Origin of the sequence: Haloferax sp. Atlit-10N, assembly GCF_003586325.1 — an archaeon.
GTDB classification, from domain to species: domain Archaea; phylum Halobacteriota; class Halobacteria; order Halobacteriales; family Haloferacaceae; genus Haloferax; species Haloferax prahovense.
The window spans coordinates 1-16,478 of the sequence record NZ_PSYX01000003.1 but is presented as its reverse complement, the minus strand read 5'-3'; the positions used below and the strand labels follow the sequence as shown (position 1 = coordinate 16,478).

Below are 16,478 nucleotides of genomic sequence, written 5' to 3'. Positions count from 1 at the left end.
ATAGCGTACTATGGCTCAATTCGACACCGAAGTCGCGGTCGTAACTGGTGCTGGCTCGGGAATCGGCCGCGCGGTGGCGGAGGCGTTCGCCGCGGAGGGTGCGCGAGTCGTCGTCTCCGACGTGGACGTCGAGGGCGGCGAAGAGACCGTCGCGCGCATCGAGGAGGCCGGCGGGACGGCGACGTTCGTCGAGACGGACGTGACGGACGGCGACGCCGTCGCCGCGATGGTCGAGACGGCGGTCTCCGAGTACGGCCGACTCGACTTCGCCTGCAACAACGCGGGCATCGGCGGCGCGCAGAAACCAGCCGCCGACCTCTCGTTCGACGAGTGGCAACAGGTCATCGACGTGAACCTCAACGGCGTCTGGCGGTCGATGCGGCACGAGATTCCCGCGATGCTCGAAAACGGCGGGGGCGTCGTCGTCAACATGGCGTCGATTCTCGGAAAGGTCGGCTTCGCGAACGCGAGCCACTACGTCGCCGCGAAGCACGGCGTCCTCGGACTGACGAAGAGCGCGGCCATCGAGTACGCCGAGCAGGGCGTCCGCGTCAACGCGGTGTGTCCGGGCTTCATCGACACGCCACTACTCGGAGAAGGCGGCCTCGACGACCCCGAGGCGCGGAAGGGAATCGAGTCGCTCCACCCGATGAACCGCCTCGGCGACGTCGACGAAATCGCCTCCGCGGTCGTCTGGCTCTGTTCCGACGGCGCGTCGTTCACGACGGGCGAGGCGCTCACCGTCGACGGCGGCTACACGAGTCGGTAGAACGAGTTAGCGCGACGTAACGAGTTGGCGAGGCGTAACGGGACGACGAGCCGGCGGCGAGGTCGCTTCGGCGACTCACCTCGTCCGCGCCGCTTTCGCCGCGAGGTCGATGTCGTCTTTTGGGCGAGTGGTGACGCTCGGCCCGTGACCGGTGTGGAGTTCGGTCAGGTCGTCCCCGACGACCTCGCGCAGGCGGTCGATGCTCTCGACGAGCGCACCGCGGTCGCCCTCGGGGAGGTCGGTTCGGCCGAATCCGCCGTTCGCGAAGACCAGGTCGCCCGCGAAGCAGACGCCCGCCCCGCGGGAGAAAAAGCACAGGTGGTCGTCTTTGTGTCCCGGGGTGTGGACCGCCTCGTACACGTCGTCGCCGATTTGGATGCGCTCGCCGTCGTCGATGCGCTTGTCCACGGCGAGGTTTCCGGTGTCGTAACCCCACGTCTGCACGTCGAACGCGTCGCGGACGGCGTCGACGTTTCCGATGTGGTCCGGGTGGGTGTGGGTCAGATACACCGCGTCGAGCGAGTCCGTGAACTCGCGGATTTTGGGCACCACGTCGAAGTTCGCGCCGGCGTCGACGAGCGCGGTGGTCTCGCCGTCGACGAGAAAGGCGTTGCTCGTGAAGACCCGGATTCCCTGCGCGAGGTTGCGAATCATGGGCACAGGTACGAAAAGCGGGCTATTCCGTGTTGTGGGCGCTGCGGAAATCCGGGCCGAGGACGGTAGGGTTTAGAGGGGCCGACGACGACCAACATCCAACCAGGGCACCTCTCATGCGCCAATATCTCGACCTCGTGACAGACGTTCTCGGAACCGGGCGACACAAACCGAATCGGACGGGCGTCGACACTATCTCGGGCTTTTCGAAGCACTACACCGTCGACCTGCAGGAGGGCTTCCCGCTCCTCACGACCAAGGACCTCTCGGGCTTCCGGTGGAACTCCCTCATCCACGAACTCCTCTGGTACCTCTCCGGCGAGGAACACATCCGCACCCTGCGCGAGGAAACGGGCATCTGGGACGCGTGGGCCGACGACGACGGCCATCTCGACACGGCTTACGGCCGGTTCTGGCGACGCTATCCGGTCCCCGAGGAAGGGCTTGCAGGCGAGGCGTGGCCCGAGGACGACCACCGCTGGATGAACGACGAGGGGACGTTCGACCAGCTCGCGTACGTCCTCGACACGCTCGACGAGAACCCGAACTCCCGCCGGCTGGTCATCAACGCGTGGCACCCCGCGAACGCGGCCGTCTCGACGCTCCCGCCGTGTCACTACACCTTCGTCTTCAACGTGCAGGGCGACGAACTCAACCTCCATCTGACCCAGCGCTCCGGCGACATCGCGCTCGGCGTCCCGTTCAACCTCGCGGCGTACGCCATCCTCGCGCAGGTCGTCGCCCAGCGCGCCGGTTTCGAACTCGGGTCGTTCGCCCACACCATCGTGGACGCCCACGTCTACTGCGGCACCGGCGAGCGCGGCGCGTGGTACGGCGACCACCTCGACGAACTCCAGTCCCGCCTCGCCGACGTGGACTCCCCCGAAGGGTACCTCGACGTGCGCGAGTGGCTCCTCGACGCGGCACCCGAGGAGGCCGAGGGCGAGGAGGACTACGACCACGTTCCCGGACTGCTCCTGCAGGCCTCGCGCGAACCCCGCGAGCGCCCCACGCTCGACGTGGCCGACGTGCCGCTCGAAGACCTCTCGTTCGAGGACATCGTCCTCCGGGACTACGACCCCGCCGACGGGATTCGCTTCGCGGTGGCCGAATGAGCGGCGAGGAGCCCGCTGGGTCCGGAACCGAGGGCGACGTCGCGGTCCGGTTCGTCCTCGTCGCCGCCGTCGCCGACAACCGCGTCATCGGCCGCGACGGCGACATGCCGTGGCATATTCCCGAGGACCTGAAGCACTTCAAGCGGACGACGACCGGCCACCCGGTCGTGATGGGCCGCAAGACCTACGAGAGCATCGCCCGCCAGCTCGGCGGCCCGCTTCCGGACCGCCACAGCGTCGTTCTGACGACCCGCGACCTCGACCTCCCCGAGGGGGCTGAGGCGGTCGATTCGGTCGAATCGGCGGTCGCCGCCGCCGAGAACGCGGCCGACGAGATGGGCGTCGAGACGGTGTACGTCGTCGGCGGCGCGACCGTCTACGAGCAGTTCCTCGACCGCGCCGCGGGGCTAGTTCGCACCGAACTCGACGAGACCCACGAGGGCGACACGCGGTTCCCCGAGTGGGACCGCGAAGGGTGGGTCGAGGCCGACCGCGACGACCGAGACGGCTTCTCGTTCGTCACGTACGAGCGCCGGGAACGCCGGGAACCCGACGCAGCCGACCGCGGCACGGAGGAATCCGATGACTAACTCGAGCGAGTGGGAGTACAAAATCGTCCGCACGGCCGACGGCGGCCTGTTCAGCGGCGATACCTCCCCGATGGAAGACGCCCTCAACTCCCTCGGCGGCGACGGCTGGGAGCTCGTGGACACGATTTCCGACTCGCGCGGTGCCGGCGCGAACAGCGGGCAGACGGCGCTCGTGTTCAAGCGGCCGAAGCGCTGAGATTCGCCGTTCTCCGTTCGGTCCCCGTTTTTACCTACTCTCTTCAGTCTTCGAGCGTCCGGAACAGCGGTGACGAGTCGCCGCCCTCGAACCGGACCATCTCCTCGCCGTCGAAGGTGACCGTGACCGAGTCGTAGTCGCTGGGGACCGAGACCACGGCGTCGAGCGTCGTGCGCGGCACGCAGTCGTCTGACGGCTCCTTTTCGCCGTCTTCGTCGGGTGTGGTCGTGATTCGGTAGACGTAGACGCCGTCTTCGGCCGTGTCGAGTTCGCCGCGGACGACGACGCTCGGCGCGTCGTGCGTGAAGGTCCGGTTGAACGCGACGGTCGTCTGCTCGCCGGCGGGCATCCGACCGACCCACGAACTGGGCGCGGTCTCGTCGGCGAGCAGACAGCCGGTCGCGGTGGTCATCGAACTGGTCGGCGAGGTCGTCGTCTCCGTCGGAAGCGAGTAGACGACGACGCCGGCACCGACGACGAGCCCGACGAAGAACACCGCGAGAAGGGCGACAGCGGAGTACGAAGCCATACTCGATACACGCGCCACGAAGCGATAAGCGAGTGCGTGACGCGTGCTATCGGAAGGGTCGTCGCCGACTGACACGTTCGTCTGCAAGTCGTCTGTGAGACCGGCGGGACATCCGCGGCGCGGAGTGTCCGCGCGATTCGTGGCAGATGACGGGTAGGTTTATTGACGGGTGAGTCCTCATAACAGGGAACGTAGTTTCCCTCGCTATGACCGCCTCGACACTCGCAGACCGACTCCGTCAGCCCGAGTACACCGGCGAGAACCGGTGTACCCCGTGTACCGTCGTGAACGTCGTCATCGCCGCCGCGTTGAGCCTGTTGCTCGGCGTCGCGTGGCCGCCGCTCGCGCTCGTCTCGTTCGCCGTCTTCGCGGGGGCCATCTACTTCCGCGGCTACCTGATTCCCGGCACGCCGACGCTCACGAAGACGTACTTCCCCGACCGGGTCCTCCGGTGGTTCGACAAGGAACCGACGCCGACCCGCGTCGGGTCCGCGCCGGCCGCGCCGGCGACGGAGAACGACGCTGACGCCGAGTCGCCGAGCGACGAGGTCGAGGCGGGCCAGTTAGACGAGGGCGGCGAGTCTGCCGAGGAGTTGGACGTGGAGTCGTCGCTCCTGGAGGCCGGCGCGCTCGACTGGGACGAAAGCGGCGACGAACTGCGCCTCGACCCCGCGTTCGAGTCGGCGTGGAACGACGAAATCGAGCGCACCGACGACGCGACGATTCGACGGCGACTCGCCGATCTCACCGGCCTCGACGCCGACGACATCTCGCTGGAATCCCGGTCTCGGAACCGGTGGTTCGTCGCGGTCGTCGACGGTACCACCGTCGGCACGTGGGAGTCGCGCGCCGCGCTCGTCGCCGACGTGGCCGCCGACGCCGCCCTCGGCGACCGCTTCGACGACTGGGACCGCCTGACGGGCGAACAGCGGAGCGCGCTGGCGAGAGGGCTCCGCATCTACCTCGACCGCTGTCCGGCCTGCGGCGGGGACGTTCGATTCGGCACCGAGACGGCCGAGTCGTGCTGCCGGTCGTGGGAGGTGTTCGTCGTCCGCTGTGACGACTGCGAGGAACGACTGTTGGAGGTCGACGCCGACGCGCTCGAACCCGAGGCGGCGTAAGTCGGCGTTCGAATCCCGTCTTGGCGGGTACACTTTTATTTGCTGACAACAGTGTCCGAGTATGAGCAAGGCGCACTTCGAGGTGTTCGTCGACGCGGCGGACAAGTACCGGTGGCGACTCGTCCACGACAACGGGAACATCCTCGCCGATTCCGGCGAGGGCTACGCGTCGAAACAGAAGGCGAAACAGGGAATCGAGAGCGTGAAGCGGAACGCGCCCGACGCGGACGTGGTCGAGGCGTAGTTCGGGGCTTCCAGCCCTCGATTCGTCGGGAATCGTCGGATTTCGCGGCGATTCGAACGTTACCCCCACACCGATGCCGGGTGTGGAGGCTTTTTCCGCCTCCGGAACTGACCACGGAGTAATGACGAACGTCGCCGACGCGAGCGAGGAGGTCGCACGATGAACCGAAACGACAAGCAGGCCTACGACCGCGGTACGTCGCTTTTCTCTCCCGACGGACGCATCTATCAGGTCGAGTACGCCCGCGAGGCCGTCAAGCGCGGCGCGCCGGTCCTCGGCGTCCGTACCGCCGACGGCGTCGTTCTGGCCGCTCTCCGGTCGACCCCATCGGAACTCATGGAAGCCGAAAGCATCGAGAAGCTCCACAAGCTCGACGACGCGCTCGGCGCGGCCACGGCCGGCCACGTCGCCGACGCGCGGAAGCTCGTCGACTTCGCGCGGACGACCGCCCAGCGCGAGCACCTGCGCTACGGCGAGCCCATCGGCGTCGAGACGCTCACGAAGACCATCACCGACAACATCCAAGAGAGCACGCAGTCCGGCGGCACCCGCCCGTACGGCGCGTCGCTCCTCATCGGCGGCGTCGAGAACGGCTCGGGTCGCCTCTTTGCGACCGACCCGTCGGGGACGCCCCAAGAGTGGAAGGCGGTCGCCATCGGCGGGCACCGCGAAGACGTACAGGCCGCCCTCGAAGACGGGTACGCCGAGGACCTGTCGCTCGAAGACGGCCTCGCGCTCGCCGTCCAGGCGCTCGTCGCGGCCGACGACGAAATCGAGAGCGACGAGCTGAACCTCGTCACCGTCTCCGAGGCGGGCTACGAAATCGTCGACGAGGAGACCATCGCCGAACTGTTCGCCGACGCGACGGAAGGAGAGGACGACGACGCGGACGAAGCCGAGGAGTAGATGACAGACGGGAGCCCGACCGACGATAGCGTCCAGACGACCGACGCGGACGCGTCGGAATCGGCGGGTTCGGGAGCGGGCGCGACCGCCGGCGCGGCGGCCGTGACGCTCGACCGCATCGCGGTCTACCCCGTGAAGTCGCTCGACGCCGAGTTCGTCGACGCCGCCGATATCGTCGAGAACGGCGGGCTCCGCGGCGACCGCGAGTACGCCATCTTCGACGAGGACGGCGAGTACGTCAACGGGAAGCGCGAACGGGCGGTCCACGGCATCCGGAGTTCCGTCTCGCTCGACGACGGCACGGTCGAACTCTCGGCCCCCGAGATGACCGACTACGACGGCCCGATAGCCGAGGCCGACGACTGGCTCTCGGCGTACTTCGGCTACCCGGTCGAACTCCGACGCGACCCCGCCGGCGGGTTTCCCGACGACACCGAGGCCAGCGGCCCGACGGTTATCTCGACGGGGACGCTCGACGCGGTCGCCTCGTGGTTCGACGGCGTCGACGCCGACGAGATGCGCCGTCGCCTCCGGCCGAACCTCGTCCTCGACGCGGCCGAGCCGTTCTGGGAGGACCACCTGTTCGACCGGCGCGGGACGGTCGTCGAGTTCACTATCGGCGGGGTGGCTTTCGAGGGCGTCAACCCTTGCCAGCGCTGTGTCGTTCCGAGCCGCGACCCCGATACGGGCGAGCAGACGCCCGACTTCCGGACGACGCTCATGAGGAAGCGCCGCGAGACGCTCCCCGAGTGGTCCGGCGGCGACTGGTTCGACCACGACTTCCGGCTCATGGTCAACACCACCGTCCCGGAGTCCTCGTGGGGTGAGACGCTGTCTGTCGGCGACGCGGTCACCGTCGGCGACGTCGTTTCCGAGTGAGTCGGTCCGTTTTTCGTAGCGTTCGAACGCCCCGCAGTCGAGCGGTTCCGCCTCGCCGACACCCGCGGATTTACGTCGTCTGGCTCGGTTGAGAGACCCATGTTCACGCTGACCGGCGTGCGGGTCGTCGACGCCGACGGGGCCCGCGAGGCGAACGTGGTGGTAGACGAGTCGACCGGGCGCATCGCGTCCGTCGGCGACGAGACCGAAGGCGAGACGCGGAACCACTCGGGCGCGGTCGTCGCGCCGGGACTCGTCGACGCACACGTCCACCTCATGATGGACGGCCGCCCCGACGTGGCGGCCTACCAGTCTGAGCCGGTCGAACGCGCCTGCTATCGAGCCGCGGCCAACCTCCGGAAGACGCTGGAAGCGGGCGTCACGACCGTCCGCGACCTCGGTTCTCCCGGCGACCTCGCGACGAGCGCGAAGGCCGCGGTCGCCGACGGCGAACTCGACGGGCCGCGCGTCCTCGCCGCCGGGGAGAACATCACCATGACCGGCGGCCACGGCCACTGGTTCGGTCGGGAGGCCGACGGCCCGACCGAGGTCCGCAAGGCCGCCCGAGAGCAACTGAAACGCGGCGCCGACGTGGTGAAGTGCATGGCGACCGGCGGCGTCCTCACCACCGGCGCGGTCACGGGCGCGCCCGAGTTCACGGAGGCGGAGATTCGCGCCCTCGTCGACGCCGCGAGCGCGAAGGGCGTCCCGACCGCGGCCCACGCCCACGGCGAGGAAGGTATCAAGAACGCCGTCCGCGCGGGGATTTCGAGCGTCGAACACGGGATGTTCATGGACGAAGAGGCCGCGGCGCTCATGGTCGAACACGGTACGTACTGGGTCCCGACGGCCTCGGCGGTCCGGGAAATCGTCGAGGCGGGCGTCGAAGCCGGCATCCCGCCCGAGGCGGTCGCGAAAGCCGAAGACGCCGTGGAGCGCTTCGAAGGCGCGTGGGAACACGCGCTCGACGCCGGCGTGAAAATCGCCATGGGAACCGACGCGGGCACGCCGTTCAACGACCACGGCGAGAACGCGCTCCGCGAGATGGACCTGCTCGTCGAGTACGGCCTGTCGCCCGCCGAGGCCCTCGAAGCCGCGACCGTCGGCGGCGCAGACCTGCTCGGACTGGACGACGTGGGGAAGGTCGCCGAGGGCTACGTCGCGGACCTCGTCGTCCTCGACGCCGACCCGAGCGAGGACGCGGGCGCGTGGCGGACGGTCAAGCAGGTGTATCGCGAGGGCGAGCAGGTCGTCTAATCGCAACACGGCAGTCGGTATCATACCCGATTTGAAGCGACAACCTTTTACAATCACGAGCAATACGAAAGGATGTACCAACGTGCTCTGTTGGTGTAGTCCGGCCAATCATATCACCCTCTCACGGTGATGACCAGGGTTCGAATCCCTGACGGAGCACTTCTCTCAACCCCTGAACCGCGAGCGACAGCGAGCGTGTTCTGGTCCGAAATGCGACAGAAAGGTTCGAGCAGCGAGCAACGCGACGCGTTGCGAGTGAGTTCGAATCCCTGACGGAGCACTTCTCTCAACCCCTGAACCGCGAGCGACAGCGAGCGTTCGCTTCCGAGCGGCGTCGATTCCTTACCGATTCCGGTCGCCGAGTTTCGACATCACGAGGTCTTCGGCGGTTCGCAGTCGGTACTGGACCGTCGAGCGCGGCACGTCGAGCACCTCGCTGAGGTCCTCGACGGTCACTTTTCGCGGCCGCTCGTAGTAGCCGTGTTCGACGGCGGTTTCGAGCGCCTCCCAGTGAGCCGACGAGAGGTCGGCCGCGATACGCGCTTCGGCGTCCCAGTTGCCCGCGCTCGTGAGGTGTTCGACGTCCAGCTGTAGCCCCTCCCTGAGCTGTGCCTCGATGGTCTCGTACAGTTCGCCGAGCGGGTGGTCGCCGGGGTAGAGGATGCGCCAGCGGTACGCGCCCGCACGGCGGGACGACTCGAAGATGACGCCCGGTCCGACGTGTTCGAGGACGTACCGCGGAATCGAGTGGCAGTTGCTCACCTCCTCGCGGTAGGTGTAGACGGTCATCGAGTTGTCCGACCGGTCGAGGACGTGGTAGTCGCGGTGAGTGTGGCAGTCGGGTGCGTCGAGACACTCGTTGCACCGCGTCTCGTCGAGGAACACCCCCTCGAACGCCGACAGCGCCTCCGGCGTGCCGACGACGTGGTCGACCCGCCACATCACGTCCTCCGTGGACGAACAGACCGACGACCGGGAGCGCAGACTCGGATACTCGTGAAACAGGTCCATCAGCACGTCGGTGCCCTCGGAAAAGCGAACGACGAATTCGAACTCGCGCATTCGGTCTCCGCTCTGTCGCGAACTGACTTAGCATGTACTAATCTTACCCATGCGTGTTCGGAGTCCTATCCGAGTATTTCTGGAGCGATACCGCTCGGGCCGGAACTGGTTAGCATATACTAGCGGAATTGTGAGGGAAGTTGCGGACGGAACAAGAGTCGGAGTGACGCGGGGTCCGCTCGCCCCGCGAGAACCGGTCCCGACCACCCACACCGCCACCGACCGCAAGCTCACTCCAACCAACCTCGGACGGCGACCGGGTCACCACCTATTTCACGCCCGGTCGTCTACCCGCACGAGGATGTTACTCGCGGGAACCGTGGTCGCCGACGCGTCCACTATCATCGAAGAGGGAGCCGTAGTCGTCGACGACGACCGCATCGTCGCGGTCGGAGGGCGCGCTACCCTGACAGAGCGGTATCCGGGCCACGAGCGACGCGAGTTCGACGTCATCGCGCCGGGGCTGGTCGGCGGGCACGTCCACTCGGTACAGTCGCTCGGACGCGGTATCGCCGACGACACGTCGCTTCTCGACTGGCTCTTCGACCACGTGCTTCCGATGGAAGCCGGCCTCGACGCGGCGGGGATGCGCGTCGCCGCCGAGCTCGGCTACCTCGAATGTATCGAGTCCGGGACGACGACGGTCGTCGACCACCTCTCGGTTCGACACGCCGAGGAGGCGTTCGAGGCGGCGGGCGAGATGGGCATCCGCGGGCGAATCGGGAAGGTGCTCATGGACACGAACGCGCCCGAGGGACTACAGGAAGACACCGACGCCGGCCTCGCCGAGTCCGAGCGCCTCATCGAGCGCTACCACGACGGCTTCGGCGGGCGTATCCAGTACGCCGTCACGCCGCGGTTCGCCGTCACCTGCTCGGAGGCGTGTCTGCGGGGCGTCCGCGAACTCGCAGACCGGTACGACGGCGTCCGCATCCACACCCACGCGAGCGAGAACCGCGACGAAATCGCCACCGTCGAGGAGGAGACGGGCATGCGGAACATCCACTGGCTCGACGAGGTTGGAATCACCGGCGACGACGTGGTGCTCGCCCACTGCGTCCACACCGACGAGTCCGAGCGCGAAGTGCTCGCCGAGACCGGCACGCACGTCACCTACTGCCCGTCGTCGAACATGAAGCTCGCGTCGGGCATCGCGCCGATTCCGGACTACCTCGACCGCGGCATCAACGTCGCCCTCGGCAACGACGGCCCGCCGTGCAACAACACGCTCGACCCCTTCACCGAGATGCGGCAGGCCAGCCTCCTCCAGAAAGTCGACTCGTTCGACTCGACGAGCACGCCGGCCGCGACCGTCTTCGAGATGGCGACGCGAAACGGCGCGAAGGCCGCCGGCTTCGACCGGGTCGGCGCGCTCCGTGAGGGGTGGAAAGCCGACATCGTCGGTATCGACACCGACCTCACCCGCGCGACGCCGATGCACGACGTGCTTTCGCACCTCGTCTTCTCCGCCCACGGCGACGACGTGGTGTTCACCATGGTCGACGGCGACGTGCTCTACGATGGTGGCGAACACGTCCGCGCGGACGCCGACGACATCCGCGAGCGGGCGCGGGCGGTCGCCGACGGCCTCGACGCGGCGCCGACGAGCGACTGAGCGCCGGTTCGACCTCGAGTCGAATCACCCGCGAGACCGGCCGCCATCGTCGCATCTTTCTCTCCGCGTGACCCCTCCTGAGTCATGACTGTCCGCCTCCGCACGGCGACGGCGTCCGACCTCCCCGCGATTCGGGAGATTTACGCGCCGTTCGTCGAGGACACCGCGATTTCGTTCGCCTACGACCCGCCGAGCGTCGCGGACCTCGAATCGAAGCTGGAGAAGAAGACCGACTACCCGTGGCTCGTCTGCGAACTCGACGGTGAGGTGGCCGGCTACGCCTACGCCGGGACGATTCGAGAGCGCATCGCCTACCAGTGGGCCGTCGAGACCTCGATTTACGTCCACCCGGACTTTCAGCGCCGGGGCGTCGCCCGCGGCCTCTACACGGCGCTTTTAGACCTGCTCGAACGGCAGGGCTACGTCTCTGCCGTCGCCGTCGTCACGACCCCGAACCCCGCGAGCATCGCCTTCCACGAGTCGTTCGGCTTCGAGCGCGTCGGCCGTTTCGAGCGCGTCGGCTACAAACACGACGCGTGGCACGACGTGGAGTGGTGGAGTCTCGACCTCGGCGAGCGACCCGAAGAACCTGCAGCACCGCTGTCCGTGGCCGACGCTCGGGAATGCGACTGGTGGGACGACGCGCTCGCTCGCGGCGCTGCGCTCGTCGAAGACACCGGACAGAACAGCACTACCTAAGCCGAGGTTCCTTCCCATCTCCCGGCCCGTCACCCGCGTTCAGACGCCGGCTTCGAGGGAGTCTTCCGTCTCGGTTTCCGCCGAGTCGCTCCCCTCGACCGCCTCGACTTCGCCGACGTCGTCAACCTCGGCGGCCGCGTCGGCAGCCGGGCCGTCGGACCCCGCCTGTTCGAGCACGTAGCGCTCGACGCCGGCGGAGAGCATCTCCTGCCAGTCGTCGAACTCGGTGTTCGCGTCGACGTACCGGTCCAACTCGTGGGCCGGTATCGACTCGAAGGACTCCTGGTCTGCGACCGCGAAACCGCTCTCTTCGAGGAATTCACTAATCGATGCCGCCTGACAATGTGACTCGACCCACGACGACGGGAACAAGTCGGCCAGCGTCACCTCGCCGCCGAGACCCCCAATCTCGACGTCGAGTGTCGCGGCCGTCGTTTCGGCCTCACCCATACCCGGGTCCTACAGCCACGGATATAACGGTGTTGCGGTTGGCGTCCGAGAGAGTCAGTTCGTCGAGACGATTTCGACCACGTCCCGGTGCGCGAGTTCGTGGTCCGAGCCGATTTGCCGCTTCGAGTGGCAGTCGATGCCGTGGAGGAGACCGTCGCCGATGTCCGAGTGCAGGTGGTACGCGAAATCCTCGGTCGTCGAGCCCTCGGGGAGGATAAAGCAGTCGCGGAAGACGCCCTGCGAGTCGCTCTTGCCGTTCGCGCTCCCGGGGAAGATAGCGATGGCACCCATCACGTCGAACAGCGCGTTTTCGAGCGACTGCTGGACGCCCGTGCCGCCGAACTCCGCGACGAACTCGCGAATCTGTTCGAGGCCCGCCTCCTGTTCGTCGCTCACGTCGCCGACGATGTCGAAGTCGTCGTCGCCGGGGCGATAGTCGACGACGCCGCCCTCGTCGGCCTTCTTCAGCGCCTTCTCCGCGTGCGCCGAGGTCGGGACGAACGTCAGGTGTTCGTAGTCGGCGTCGGCCGTTATTTCCTCGTAGTTCTCCTGGGAGACCGGCTTGTCCATCTTGTTCGCCGCGATGATGATGGGCTTCGTCCGCTTTCGAATCTCGCGGGCGAGCGATTCCTTGTCCGCGTCGTCCCACTCGTCGGGGTCGAGCTCCAGGCCGAGGGAAAGGATGATCTGCTTGATCTCGTCTTTGTTCGTCTTGAACGCGGACATCTGCTCCGCGAGGTCGACTTCGACGTCTTTGTCCTCGCCGTGGTAACCCGAACGGTAGCGGTCGATGCCCTTCTCGAGGACGCCGAGGTACCACATGTCCAGTTCGTTCTCGAGGAAGTCGATGTCCTCTCGGGGGTCGTGGCCCTCCGTCGCCTCGCCTTCGATGTCCGTCTCACCGGAGAAGTCCACGACGTGGACGAGCACGTCCGCCTCGTTGAGGTCGGTGAGGAACTGGTTCCCGAGCCCTTTCCCCTCGTGCGCGCCGGGGATGAGACCCGCCACGTCGACGAGTTTGACCGGGACGTATCGCATTCCGTGGTCGCAGTAGCCGACAGAGGGCGTACACGACTCGTCGAACTCCGGGGCCGCACACTCGACGCGGACGTACGCCTCGCCGATGGAGGGGTCGATGGTCGTAAACGGGTACGCGCCCTCGGGCACGTCGTTCATCGTCGCCGCGTTGAAGAAACTCGACTTCCCGACGGACGGTTTTCCGACGAGACCGATCTTGTAACTCATTCGTTGGTCGGACTGGTGTCTCGAACGCTAATAACCGTTCGACGTTCGTCTCTGCATGCGTGATATTCGCACGCTTCCGGGGCCGAGGAGAGCGATTCTCCGCGCACAACGCCCCGGTTCGAGTGCCGGAGATGCGGCTTCGTCGCCGGGTTCGCAGCACGCGGTAGCCGGGCCACGCCGGGGAGTCGGCGACGATGCACGCTCGTGGTTCGCCTTTCGGCTCACGTCCGGTGCATCTTTGTCTCCACGTCTCCGACAGCCGGGCATGACCGACCCCGACGAGACGGCGAGCGAAACCGCACCCGCGTCGAACACGGACTCCGACGCGGCCGCCACCGAGCCCTCGCCGGACGATTCGATCGACGCGGACACGTTTCGCGTCGGCATCCACGTCACCGAGACCGAACTTCGGTTCGTGGTCAACGTCCCGTCCGATATCGATTCGGGGTGGACCGATCCCGACGCGTTCCAGCGCCTCGTCGAGCGCGTCACCTGGGAGCAACTCGACCAGCGAGCGACGCTTCAGACCGTCGCGACCAACGCCGCCGAGGGCGAGACGGTGTTCCTCGGGACGGTGACGCTGCGACCGGACGAGACCGTCGTCGACCACACGCTCCGCGTGCCGCCGCTCGACGGGGCGTGAGCTAACTCCGTCTCTCCTCCGATGACCGACCCGACGACAGCAAGCGCGATTCGAGAGATTCAGGACGCCGCGCTTAGCCGCGCGCTCACCGACGGCGACCACGCGAGACAGTCGCTCGCCGTCGCCGGTGCGCTCGAAACGGCCAGAACGGAAGCGACCGAGACGGGGTTCGACGGCGGCGGCGTGACACTCGCGGCGTCGCTCGCGTTCGTCTCGACGCTGTTCGCACATCGTCGGCTCCGCGAGTCGCTCCAGTCGAGCGTCCGCGCGTCCGACGACTCGGCGTGGTATCCCAGCGGCGCGCCCGCCCGCGTCGACGACGACCTCGTGGTCGCGGGCGCACGGCTCGCGGTTCGACGGTTCGACGTCGACCCGGCGCTCGTCGGCGCGCTCGGTGACGTTTCCACAGAAAAAGTCGCGTCGGGCGAGTGAGTAGCCCGACCGTCGTGCTCTGACAACCACGGTCGGGGACGTAAGAGATGTGGGGGTGCCTCTGTCCACAGTACCCGCCCGGGCGCGTGCGAAGGGTGAAACCCAAACCCACGCTTGATGCGTGGGAACCCGTGTTCGATTAGTTAGTTGTTGTTCGCGTGCTCCGGCGGGCCACCACCGTTGCCGTTACCATTACCGTTGGACTCGTCATCGTCTTCTGACTCGTCGTCCGAGTCGTCGTCGGTCTCCTCTTCGTCGGTCTCCTCAGTCTCGGCGGTCTGCTGTTCGTCCTCGTCGCTCGCCTTGTCGTTGTTCGCGTGCTCCGGCGGGCCACCGGCGCTACCGTTCTTGGCCTTGCCGGAGTTTCCGGGTGCGTCCTCCTCGCCGTCAGCGTCATCGCTGCTGTTCTTCGGGCCAGCGTGGTCCGGACGCTTGTCGTCCGCGTTACCCGGGTTGTTCTCGGTCACGAAGTCGGAGACGGCCTGTCCGATGGGGCCGTCACCGCCCGTGTCCTTGAGCCGCTCGACGAACCGGCTGACGAGCTGGCCGAACGGGTCGTCCTCGGCGACCTCTCCCTGCAGGGTGGCGGTCGTCTCGACGCTGAGGCCGTCGTACTCGGCGGTCACGTCGACCGTGACAGTCTGCAGGGGCGCGGTGAGTTCGACGGTACCGTTCGCGTCCGTCTCGTACTCGCCCGCGTCCGTGTAGTTGCCCTCGACCGCGACCGAGGCGTTCTCGACGGGTTCGCCGTCTTCGGTCACGGTGATGGTGACCGACTCGTTTTCGTCCTGCGAGACGGCGACGTCGAGGTCGTCAGCCTCCACGGCGACCGTCGTCTCGGCGGAGAGGCCGTCGGCCGTCGCGACGAACGTCAGGTTCGTCGCGGTCGTCGGCTCGGCGACCTCGACGGTACCGTTCTCATCCGTCTCGTACGTCCCGTTGTCGGCGTAATCGGTCCCGTTGACCTGAACCGACGCGTTCTCGACCGGTTCTCCGTCCTGCGTGACGGTGGCGACGACCGTGTCGTTGGCGTCGTCAACCTCGACAGAGACGTTGAGGTCGTCAGCCTCGACCGCGACCGTGGTCTCCGCGGAGAGGTCGCCGTCCATCGCGACGAACGTCAGGTTCGTCGCGGTCGTCGGTTCGCCAACCTCGACGGTACCGTTCGCGTCCGTCTCGTACGTTCCGTTGTCGTACGCGGTTCCGTTGACCACGACTGACGCACCTTCGACGGCGTCGCCGTACTGAGTGACGGTGGCGGTGAGCGTGTCGTTGGCGTCGTCAGCCTCGACGGAGATATCGAGGGACTCGTCGAGCGGGACGAGGACGGCTGACGCGGTGGTCGTGTTGTTCCCCTCCGTGACGGTGAACGTCGCGTTCACACGCTCCTGCGGATTGGGGAGGTCGACGGTGCCGTTCGCACCCGTCGCGTACGTTCCGTTCCCGGAGTAGTTACTGCTCGATTCGACGACGACCGTCGCGTTCTCGACGGCCGTCTCGTTCCGCGTCACGGTCACTGTCGCGTCGCCCGTGTCGGCGTCCTGCGTGACGCCGACCTGGAGGGCATCGGTGCTCGCTGCACTGACGGTCCCGGGGACCATCGCGACGGCGAGCATCGCAACGACCATGACTACGGTGAGGTGTTTGCTGCCGCGCATGCAACCCTCCCTTCTAACCCTGATACGGTAAAAGGGGAGAATCGTAACCCCGGTTTTCGCTGAATTTCACCCCAATCAACGTGTTCGAAATCGGGCCTTCGTCTGTCGATTTCGCCGAGTTTCGAGCCGAACGGCCGCCCGGGTCCCGTCGAAACACCGTCACGGTCGAACGCGAGTGGTGTCGGCGGAACCGGTGCGTTCGACGAGAGCGTTGCCACTCTCGGACGACATGAGAGACGCGACCGAGAGAGCGGTCGCTGTCTGTGTAGTGTGCGAGCGAGCGATTGCCGCTCGCTATAAATGAAAAAAGCCCACTGGACCGAAGTCCAGTGGGCTCTGTATGAGTGGGGGCGGCGAACTGGATTTCCCAGAGGATCGCTCACTCCAGTACTGACCAGAACGCAGGTGAGCTTA

At 66.9% G+C, this 16,478-nt stretch carries 19 protein-coding genes and 1 tRNA gene; 14 read left to right on the top strand and 6 right to left on the bottom strand.

Annotated elements, in window-relative coordinates:
- Positions 1-10: 10 nt before the first annotated feature.
- Positions 11-769 (top strand): SDR family oxidoreductase, encoded by a 759-nt coding sequence (locus C5B91_RS10745; protein ID WP_008094760.1) that lies wholly within the window; start codon positions 11-13, stop codon positions 767-769.
- Between the two features lie 75 nt (positions 770-844).
- Here the strand turns inward: C5B91_RS10745 and C5B91_RS10740 are convergent, their stop codons facing one another.
- Entirely contained in the window at positions 845-1,423 is a 579-nt protein-coding gene (locus C5B91_RS10740; RefSeq protein WP_115819320.1) for an MBL fold metallo-hydrolase, read from the bottom strand.
- Between the two features lie 116 nt (positions 1,424-1,539).
- Here C5B91_RS10740 and thyA point away from each other — a divergent pair, with 116 nt between their 5' ends.
- The 3 genes from thyA to C5B91_RS10725 are packed head-to-tail and all read left to right on the top strand — an operon-like array spanning position 1,540 to position 3,324.
- Positions 1,540-2,538, top strand: a complete 999-nt coding sequence (gene thyA / locus C5B91_RS10735) for a thymidylate synthase (protein ID WP_008094756.1) — start codon at positions 1,540-1,542, stop codon at positions 2,536-2,538.
- A complete protein-coding gene (locus tag C5B91_RS10730; RefSeq protein ID WP_115819319.1) occupies positions 2,535-3,128 on the top strand; it encodes a dihydrofolate reductase in 594 nt (197 codons plus the stop codon). The genes thyA and C5B91_RS10730 overlap by 4 nt, the downstream gene beginning before the upstream one ends.
- A complete protein-coding gene (locus C5B91_RS10725; protein WP_008094753.1) occupies positions 3,121-3,324 on the top strand; it encodes a DUF4177 domain-containing protein in 204 nt (67 codons plus the stop codon). Before C5B91_RS10730 ends, C5B91_RS10725 begins: the two co-directional genes overlap by 8 nt.
- 43 nt (positions 3,325-3,367) lie before the next feature.
- On the opposite strand, the gene C5B91_RS10720 is transcribed toward C5B91_RS10725, so the two are convergent.
- Positions 3,368-3,853 (bottom strand): hypothetical protein, encoded by a 486-nt coding sequence (locus tag C5B91_RS10720; protein WP_115819318.1) that lies wholly within the window; start codon positions 3,851-3,853, stop codon positions 3,368-3,370.
- 206 nt (positions 3,854-4,059) lie between these two features.
- Here C5B91_RS10720 and C5B91_RS10715 point away from each other — a divergent pair, with 206 nt between their 5' ends.
- The 6 genes from C5B91_RS10715 (at position 4,060) to C5B91_RS10690 (ending at position 8,419) form a co-directional block, all read left to right on the top strand.
- Positions 4,060-4,974, top strand: coding sequence for a hypothetical protein (locus tag C5B91_RS10715; protein ID WP_049967877.1), 915 nt, complete (start codon positions 4,060-4,062; stop codon positions 4,972-4,974).
- Positions 4,975-5,035: 61 nt separating this feature from the next.
- Positions 5,036-5,218: an HVO_2922 family protein gene (locus tag C5B91_RS10710; RefSeq protein WP_004974266.1), complete on the top strand. Its 183-nt coding sequence runs from the start codon at positions 5,036-5,038 to the stop codon at positions 5,216-5,218.
- A gap of 159 nt (positions 5,219-5,377) precedes the next feature.
- Positions 5,378-6,124, top strand: coding sequence for a proteasome subunit alpha (gene psmA2 / locus C5B91_RS10705; RefSeq protein WP_004974258.1), 747 nt, complete (start codon positions 5,378-5,380; stop codon positions 6,122-6,124).
- On the top strand, positions 6,125-7,003 hold the full coding sequence (locus tag C5B91_RS10700) for an MOSC domain-containing protein (RefSeq protein ID WP_008094750.1): 879 nt from the start codon (positions 6,125-6,127) through the stop codon (positions 7,001-7,003). It begins immediately after the preceding gene.
- Between the two features lie 99 nt (positions 7,004-7,102).
- Positions 7,103-8,260, top strand: coding sequence for an amidohydrolase family protein (locus C5B91_RS10695; protein WP_008094749.1), 1,158 nt, complete (start codon positions 7,103-7,105; stop codon positions 8,258-8,260).
- A gap of 84 nt (positions 8,261-8,344) precedes the next feature.
- Positions 8,345-8,419, top strand: a tRNA-Glu gene (locus C5B91_RS10690).
- Positions 8,420-8,602: 183 nt separating this feature from the next.
- Here the strand turns inward: C5B91_RS10690 and C5B91_RS10685 are convergent.
- Positions 8,603-9,322: a helix-turn-helix domain-containing protein gene (locus C5B91_RS10685; RefSeq protein WP_115819317.1), complete on the bottom strand. Its 720-nt coding sequence runs from the start codon at positions 9,320-9,322 to the stop codon at positions 8,603-8,605.
- A gap of 301 nt (positions 9,323-9,623) precedes the next feature.
- Here C5B91_RS10685 and C5B91_RS10680 point away from each other — a divergent pair, with 301 nt between their 5' ends.
- On the top strand, positions 9,624-10,937 hold the full coding sequence (locus C5B91_RS10680) for a 5'-deoxyadenosine deaminase (RefSeq protein WP_049967878.1): 1,314 nt from the start codon (positions 9,624-9,626) through the stop codon (positions 10,935-10,937).
- Positions 10,938-11,021: 84 nt separating this feature from the next.
- On the top strand, positions 11,022-11,636 hold the full coding sequence (locus tag C5B91_RS10675) for a GNAT family N-acetyltransferase (RefSeq protein WP_008094746.1): 615 nt from the start codon (positions 11,022-11,024) through the stop codon (positions 11,634-11,636).
- Between the two features lie 39 nt (positions 11,637-11,675).
- On the opposite strand, the gene C5B91_RS10670 is transcribed toward C5B91_RS10675, so the two are convergent.
- A complete protein-coding gene (locus C5B91_RS10670; RefSeq protein ID WP_008094743.1) occupies positions 11,676-12,086 on the bottom strand; it encodes a hypothetical protein in 411 nt (136 codons plus the stop codon).
- 54 nt (positions 12,087-12,140) lie between these two features.
- Positions 12,141-13,331 (bottom strand): redox-regulated ATPase YchF, encoded by a 1,191-nt coding sequence (locus C5B91_RS10665; RefSeq protein WP_008094741.1) that lies wholly within the window; start codon positions 13,329-13,331, stop codon positions 12,141-12,143.
- A gap of 265 nt (positions 13,332-13,596) precedes the next feature.
- Here C5B91_RS10665 and C5B91_RS10660 point away from each other — a divergent pair, with 265 nt between their 5' ends.
- The gene (locus tag C5B91_RS10660; protein ID WP_115819316.1) at positions 13,597-13,974 is read left to right on the top strand and encodes a hypothetical protein; all 378 of its coding nucleotides are present in this window, start codon (positions 13,597-13,599) and stop codon (positions 13,972-13,974) included.
- Positions 13,975-13,995: 21 nt separating this feature from the next.
- A complete protein-coding gene (locus C5B91_RS10655) occupies positions 13,996-14,406 on the top strand; it encodes a hypothetical protein (RefSeq protein ID WP_008094738.1) in 411 nt (136 codons plus the stop codon).
- 143 nt (positions 14,407-14,549) lie between these two features.
- On the opposite strand, the gene C5B91_RS10650 is transcribed toward C5B91_RS10655, so the two are convergent.
- Complete coding sequence (locus C5B91_RS10650; RefSeq protein WP_049967880.1) at positions 14,550-16,064, bottom strand: hypothetical protein; 1,515 nt, start codon at positions 16,062-16,064, stop codon at positions 14,550-14,552.
- Positions 16,065-16,478 lie beyond the last annotated feature (414 nt).

Coding starts and splice junctions, on each gene's coding strand:
- C5B91_RS10745 (WP_008094760.1), top strand. CDS start 11: ATGGCTCAATTCGACACCGAAGTCGCGGTCGTAACTGGTGCTGGCTCG.
- C5B91_RS10740 (WP_115819320.1), bottom strand. CDS start 1,423: ATGATTCGCAACCTCGCGCAGGGAATCCGGGTCTTCACGAGCAACGCC.
- thyA (WP_008094756.1), top strand. CDS start 1,540: ATGCGCCAATATCTCGACCTCGTGACAGACGTTCTCGGAACCGGGCGA.
- C5B91_RS10730 (WP_115819319.1), top strand. CDS start 2,535: ATGAGCGGCGAGGAGCCCGCTGGGTCCGGAACCGAGGGCGACGTCGCG.
- C5B91_RS10725 (WP_008094753.1), top strand. CDS start 3,121: ATGACTAACTCGAGCGAGTGGGAGTACAAAATCGTCCGCACGGCCGAC.
- C5B91_RS10720 (WP_115819318.1), bottom strand. CDS start 3,853: ATGGCTTCGTACTCCGCTGTCGCCCTTCTCGCGGTGTTCTTCGTCGGG.
- C5B91_RS10715 (WP_049967877.1), top strand. CDS start 4,060: ATGACCGCCTCGACACTCGCAGACCGACTCCGTCAGCCCGAGTACACC.
- C5B91_RS10710 (WP_004974266.1), top strand. CDS start 5,036: ATGAGCAAGGCGCACTTCGAGGTGTTCGTCGACGCGGCGGACAAGTAC.
- psmA2 (WP_004974258.1), top strand. CDS start 5,378: ATGAACCGAAACGACAAGCAGGCCTACGACCGCGGTACGTCGCTTTTC.
- C5B91_RS10700 (WP_008094750.1), top strand. CDS start 6,125: ATGACAGACGGGAGCCCGACCGACGATAGCGTCCAGACGACCGACGCG.
- C5B91_RS10695 (WP_008094749.1), top strand. CDS start 7,103: ATGTTCACGCTGACCGGCGTGCGGGTCGTCGACGCCGACGGGGCCCGC.
- C5B91_RS10685 (WP_115819317.1), bottom strand. CDS start 9,322: ATGCGCGAGTTCGAATTCGTCGTTCGCTTTTCCGAGGGCACCGACGTG.
- C5B91_RS10680 (WP_049967878.1), top strand. CDS start 9,624: ATGTTACTCGCGGGAACCGTGGTCGCCGACGCGTCCACTATCATCGAA.
- C5B91_RS10675 (WP_008094746.1), top strand. CDS start 11,022: ATGACTGTCCGCCTCCGCACGGCGACGGCGTCCGACCTCCCCGCGATT.
- C5B91_RS10670 (WP_008094743.1), bottom strand. CDS start 12,086: ATGGGTGAGGCCGAAACGACGGCCGCGACACTCGACGTCGAGATTGGG.
- C5B91_RS10665 (WP_008094741.1), bottom strand. CDS start 13,331: ATGAGTTACAAGATCGGTCTCGTCGGAAAACCGTCCGTCGGGAAGTCG.
- C5B91_RS10660 (WP_115819316.1), top strand. CDS start 13,597: ATGACCGACCCCGACGAGACGGCGAGCGAAACCGCACCCGCGTCGAAC.
- C5B91_RS10655 (WP_008094738.1), top strand. CDS start 13,996: ATGACCGACCCGACGACAGCAAGCGCGATTCGAGAGATTCAGGACGCC.
- C5B91_RS10650 (WP_049967880.1), bottom strand. CDS start 16,064: ATGCGCGGCAGCAAACACCTCACCGTAGTCATGGTCGTTGCGATGCTC.